Annotated in this window: 7 protein-coding genes; all 7 read right to left on the minus strand. The window is 26.9% G+C overall.

Translation table 11 applies throughout. The annotated features are described in order from the left end of the window. Positions 1-323: 323 nt before the first annotated feature. The 7 genes from adhP to AYC59_RS01015 all read right to left on the minus strand — a co-directional run bounded on the left by adhP (position 324) and on the right by AYC59_RS01015 (position 5915). Entirely contained in the window at positions 324-1364 is a 1041-nt protein-coding gene (gene adhP, locus AYC59_RS00985; protein WP_066894366.1) for an alcohol dehydrogenase AdhP, read from the minus strand. Positions 1365-1616: 252 nt separating this feature from the next. Then, on the minus strand, positions 1617-2378 hold the full coding sequence (locus tag AYC59_RS00990) for a TrmH family RNA methyltransferase (RefSeq protein WP_066894368.1): 762 nt from the start codon (positions 2376-2378) through the stop codon (positions 1617-1619). After that, positions 2378-2716, minus strand: coding sequence for a histidine triad nucleotide-binding protein (locus tag AYC59_RS00995; protein WP_066894370.1), 339 nt, complete (start codon positions 2714-2716; stop codon positions 2378-2380). The genes AYC59_RS00990 and AYC59_RS00995 overlap by 1 nt, the downstream gene beginning before the upstream one ends. Beyond that, positions 2716-3159: a ribose 5-phosphate isomerase B gene (rpiB, locus tag AYC59_RS01000; RefSeq protein WP_066894372.1), complete on the minus strand. Its 444-nt coding sequence runs from the start codon at positions 3157-3159 to the stop codon at positions 2716-2718. The genes AYC59_RS00995 and rpiB overlap by 1 nt, the downstream gene beginning before the upstream one ends. A 65-nt stretch (positions 3160-3224) precedes the next feature. Further along, positions 3225-4583: an MATE family efflux transporter gene (locus AYC59_RS01005; RefSeq protein ID WP_066894373.1), complete on the minus strand. Its 1359-nt coding sequence runs from the start codon at positions 4581-4583 to the stop codon at positions 3225-3227. 42 nt (positions 4584-4625) lie between these two features. Next, the gene (gene rpsO, locus AYC59_RS01010; protein WP_066894375.1) at positions 4626-4889 is read right to left on the minus strand and encodes a 30S ribosomal protein S15; all 264 of its coding nucleotides are present in this window, start codon (positions 4887-4889) and stop codon (positions 4626-4628) included. Positions 4890-5156: 267 nt separating this feature from the next. Then, positions 5157-5915 carry an exodeoxyribonuclease III gene (locus AYC59_RS01015; protein ID WP_066894377.1) on the minus strand — a complete coding sequence of 253 codons (759 nt, stop codon included), beginning with the start codon at positions 5913-5915 and terminating at the stop codon, positions 5157-5159. Between the last annotated feature and the right edge of the window lie 85 nt (positions 5916-6000).

A 6000-nucleotide genomic window follows, 5' to 3' on the forward strand; every position in this document is an offset into this window, starting at 1 on the left:
TGTTTTAACTAATTGAAAGTAATATAATTAATTAAAAGAATAAAGGTGGTGTAATATATGAAAATATTCGACTTTATAATAGTAACTATTCTAACAACTCTATTATATATATTTGGAATGGATTTTTTCATTTTTCTGCTATATCTACTTGATTTCTTATAATAGTCTCATATATTTTTGTATGGTGTTTAGTATATTCATTTAATGATAATGATATAATAAATGGATAAAAACAATCAATAACGATTGTTTTTTATTTTCTTTTTAATTAAAAAATCGCAGAATAAACTGCGATTTTTATATTTAAATAATTAGTTAATTAATTAGTGTTTGTGTCCACAAGAACATCCGGCTTTCATATCTATAACCATTCTTCCTTGTATTTTTCCTTGTTCCATTTCTTCAAATATTGCTGGAGCTTCTTCTATAGTTCTAGTTTGAACTACTGGTACTACTAATCCTTGTGCTCCAAATTCAAATGCTTCTTTTAAGTCTTCTCTTGTACCAACAAGTGATCCTATAATTTCTATTCCATCTAATACAGTCTTAACTATTGAAACATCCATTGTTTCTGAAGGAAGACCTACTGCAACTACTTTACCAGCTGCTCTTGCTGAATCTATTGCTTGGTTAAATGCAACTTTTGAAACTGCTGTAACAACAGATATATGTGCTCCACCATTAGATAATTCTAATATTTTTTTAACTGGGTCTTCTTTTTTACCATTTATTACATAGTCTGCTCCAACTTCTTTAGCTAAAGCTAATTTATCATCGTTAATATCTACTGCAACAACGTTAGTATTAAATACTTTTTTAGCGTATTGAACTGCTAAGTTTCCAAGTCCACCTGCACCCCAAATTACTACCCATTGTCCTGGTTGAGGTTTTCCTACTTTAATTGCTTTATATGTAGTAACTCCTGCACATGTAATACTACTTGCTTGAGCTGGATCTAATCCTTCAGGAACTTTAACAGCATAATCAGCTGTAACTATACATTCTTGAGCCATTCCACCATCTGCAGTATATCCAGCATTTATTACGCTTCTACATAAAGTTTCATTACCTGTAACACAGTATTCACATCTTCCGCATCCTTCGAAGAACCAAGCTATACTTACTCTATCTCCAACTTTTAATGAAGTAACACCTTCAGCAACTTCTCTAACTATTCCTATACCTTCGTGTCCTAAAATTCTTCCTGGTTTTTTACCGAAATCACCATGAGCAACGTGTAAATCTGTATGACAAACTCCACAATATTCAACATCAACTAATGCTTCTCCAACTTTTAAAGGTCTTAATGAAGTTTCTACAACTTCAACTCCTGTACCTTCTTTATTAACTACTACTGCTTTCATAATTAATCCTCCTATATAACTTTTCTTTGATAATAATATATCATAGTCAGTGTTATTTGTAAATATCTTTTTTATCAAATCAGTATTAGTTTTTTAACTTAATTAAATTTCATATTTTTATAGCTCGAAATATGCTAATATATTTAACTTTTAAAATATGTGACTTTTTTAACCAAATCAATATTTTGTAATCAGTATTAATAAAAAATACGAAATCAGTGTTAAATAAAAAATTGGTATTACTACCAATTTCTATAATTCACGCATTTTGTATAAAAATACAGCTAAAGCCACTGAAACATTTAAAGATTCAATATCTCCATATATAGGTATTATAGTCTTTTGATCAGAAATTGAAATAAATTCATCTGAAACTCCTCCACCTTCATGACCAAATACATATGCATTTTTATCTTCGATTTTTTTAACCTTTCTATAATCAATACTATCTTCTTTTAAGGCTGTAGAAATTATATTATAGTTATTCTCTTTTAAAAATTTAATTATTTCTTCTCTATCAGAATATATCATATTTACTTTAAATATACCTCCCATAGTAGCTCTAACTACCTTAGGAGAAAATACATCTACTGTAGAATTTGTCATTATTAGATTTAAATAGTTTGTTGCAACCATAGTTCTTATAATAGTCCCTATATTTCCAGGATCCTGAACATCATCAAGTATTACAAGATCTCCTTTTAAATCTTTTAATTCAGAAACATTTTTAGAATATATAAGTAATATACCTTGACTATTTCCTTGAGTAGAAACTTGATCAAACAAATTTGAACTTAAAACTGTTAAATTATCATACCTAGAAATATTGTACTTAGAATTATAGTATTCAAACTTATCTTCTCTAACTATTACTTTAGTAAATCTAATATTTTCTTCTAAAAATTTTTCACCTTCAGCTAAGAATATATTATTTCTATCTCTATATTTTTTATCTTTAAGTTTTTTTAGAAATTTAAAATATTTATTATCACGACTAACAATAACTTCTTGCATTATGCCATTACTCCTAATTTTTCCCCACCAATAATATGATAATGTATATGATAAACTGTTTGACCTCCATTAGCATTAATGTTAGTAACAACTCTATATCCTTCTTCATTTATACCTAACATTCTAGCTATTTTGGCTATAGTTAATTGTAATTTACCTAATAGCATAATATCATCTTCAGTTGCATTATCTAAATTTTTTATTTCTTTTTTAGGTATAACTAAAACATGGACTTTTGCAACAGGGGCTATATCTTCAAAAGCTATAAAGTCATCATCTTCATATACTATTTTAGCAGGTATTTCTTTATCTATTATTTTTTTAAATATTGTTGACATTAAAATTTACCTCCACATGATTCAATTTTACCTATACGTGTAGCATGTCTACCACCTTCAAATTCTGAACTTAAAAAGGCATCGATACAAGATTTAGCAAGCTCAATTCCAGTAACTCTTGCTCCTAATACTAAAAAGTTTGCATTATTATGTTGTCTTGAAAGTCTTGCACAAACTTCGTTATTAACTAAGGCAGCACGTATACCTTCAACTTTATTTGCAGCAATTGAAATTCCTATACCTGTTCCACAAATTAATATCCCAAAATCAGCTTTTCCTTCAACCCAAACCTTAGTTGCCTCTTGTGCTATATCTGGATAATCTACTGAATCAACTGAATCAGTTCCAACATTAATAATTTCTATTCCTTTGCCTTCTAAATATTCAACTAATTGATTTTTATATTCTACTCCTGAATGGTCATTTCCTATTACTATTTTCATAAATTACCTCACTTTTTTATTTTATTTTACCATAATTTAAGTTAGAAAGTAAAGAAGACAGAAATTTATTCCGCCTTCATATTATCAGTATTTTCTTTTAAAAATCTTATCCATATTATTATAAACCAAAACATAGAAACTAATCCTTTTATTACCATACTAAAATGAATAGTCCACCATATTCCAACTAATCCAAATACTGGTAAAAGTATTTTAACTATAGGTATTCTAATTGCCGTACCAAATATAGAAATAAAATTAGGTTCACGGGTTTTACCTATACCATTAAAGGCACCTGTTGTTATAGATTCTATTCCTTGTGGTATTTGTGCAAGTCCGATAATAGTTAAGTATTTAGTCCCTTCATTAATCAATTTTTCATCTGATAAGAATATTTCATATAAAGGTCTAGCTAAAAATACAAATATTAACGTTAATATAAAACATAAAATTGATATACTAATAACCGATATCTTATAAATACTTGATATTCTAGAATATCTTTTTGCACCATAATTGTGTGCTATAAATGTAGCAACTGCTATTGAAAACCCACTAGCTATATTCCATGAAAAAGATTCAAGTTGTACTCCTAATCTTTGCACTCCTAATATACTTTCATCTACTTGTGATATCATTTGAGCAATAACTATTGCAATTAATGTAAATAAGGCCTGTCCTAAACCACTAGGTAATCCTATCTTAATTACATTAACATAGTATTTAAATTCATCAATCACAAATATTTTAATATTATTAAAAATTGATTTTTTTCTTTTAAAGTATAAATATAGTATAAAGCAAGATAAAATTTGTGATATTAAAGTAGCAATAGCTGCCCCTCTCACTCCTTCTTTCATTATTCCTAAAAAGAAAAAATCAAGAAATATATTCATTATTAAACCGGAAGATAATATTATGAAAGGTCCCATGGTATCTCCCTTTCCATTTATTATCGCTGCCAATGTTTGCCCAATAAATAAAAATATAAATCCTATACTTGAAATTTTCAAAAATTCTATTGCTGGATATAAATAAATTTGATTTTTAACTCCAACTAACATTATAAAACTTGGTGCAAATACAAAAGTTATTAACATATAAATAAGAGATAATATAAACGCAAGTATCAAGGATACTCTAGCATATATTTTAGCTTTATTTATACTACTTGCTCCTATAGATTGTGCAACATATATTTGTGCTCCATTTTTAGTTATAAATAATAAAGCATAACTAAAACTAAGAAAGAAACTTGCTGCAGTAACAGATGTAACAGCATTATCTCCTACATAATAACTGACAAATTTTATACTTATCAAATTATAAAAAATAGAAACTAATGATGTCATTATTATTGGTATAGATAATTTAAAAAGATTTTTTGTTATATCACCTTCTAATAATTCTAAATTCTTATTCATTCTAACTCCCTTAAAGTAAAAAAGGACATATCGTCCTTTTTACTATTTTCTAATTCCTAATCTTTCAATTAATTCTCTATATTCATCAACATTTCTGTTTTTGATATAGTTTAATAATCTTCTTCTTTTACCTACTAATTTTAATAATCCTGCTCTTGAATGAACATCTTTAAAATGGAATTTTAAGTGTTCAGTTAAGTGATTAATTCTTTCTGTTAAAATTGCTACTTGTACATTTGCTGATCCTGTATCTTTAGCATCTCTTCCAAATTCAGCTACTATTTCAGCTTTACTTCTCATTGCCATTGTATTCCTCCTAATATTTATTATCTAAACCAAGCATATATTCGGCAAAAAATACATTCTTAGTTCAAATTCAATTAATTTTATCATAAACTTGATTTTAATTCAAGTTTTTTATGATTAAAACTCATATCCTTGTCATTTAAATATGATAAATATCTTGTATTAATGTTTTATTTTATTATTCTAATTAATTTACATATAGTTATAAATGTAATAATCTATGATTAATTTTATATAATTTTATTCATACAAAAAAGAGCAAATGCTCTAAATTTTTGAATAAAGTAGTACTGGACAATGATCAGAACCTTCTATTTCTGAGTGAATTTCAGCATCTACTATCTTATCTTTTAGACTATCTGAAACACAGAAATAGTCTATTCTCCACCCTGTATTATTTTTTCTTGCATTTCCACGATATGACCACCAACTATATGCATATTCTTTATTTGGATAAAAATATCTAAATGTATCTATAAACCCACTTTCTAATAATTCTGTAAATTTATTTCTTTCTTCTATTGTAAATCCTGCATTTCTTGTATTTGTTTTTGGATTTTTAAGATCTATTTCACAATGCGCCACGTTTAAATCTCCACAAACTATAACAGGTTTAGTTTTTTCTAGATTTTTTAAATATTTTCTAAATTCATCTTCCCATACCATTCTATAATCTAATCTTTCAAGTTCAGATTTTGAATTAGGTGTGTATACAGTTACAAAATATATATTATCATACTCAGCTGTTATTACTCTTCCCTCTTTATCATGTTCTTCTATCCCTATTCCATAAGTTACACTAATAGGTTTAATTTTAGTAAATATAGCTGTTCCTGAATATCCTTTTTTCTCTGCATAGTTATAGTATGTATAATATCCCGGTAACTCTAAATCTAATTGACCCTCACTTAGTTTTATTTCTTGTAGTCCGATAATATCAGGTTTTTGATTTTCAAAATATTCCATAAACCCTTTTTTTAGAACTGCACGTAATCCATTCACATTCCAAGAAATATATTTTTTCATATATGTTCACCTCTTTCTTTCATTCAATATATTTTACAAAATTTATGATTTATTTTCAATCTTTTTAGGTAAACTAAAATATCAA

Source organism: Pseudostreptobacillus hongkongensis, from assembly GCF_001559795.1.
Taxonomy (GTDB): domain Bacteria; phylum Fusobacteriota; class Fusobacteriia; order Fusobacteriales; family Leptotrichiaceae; genus Pseudostreptobacillus; species Pseudostreptobacillus hongkongensis.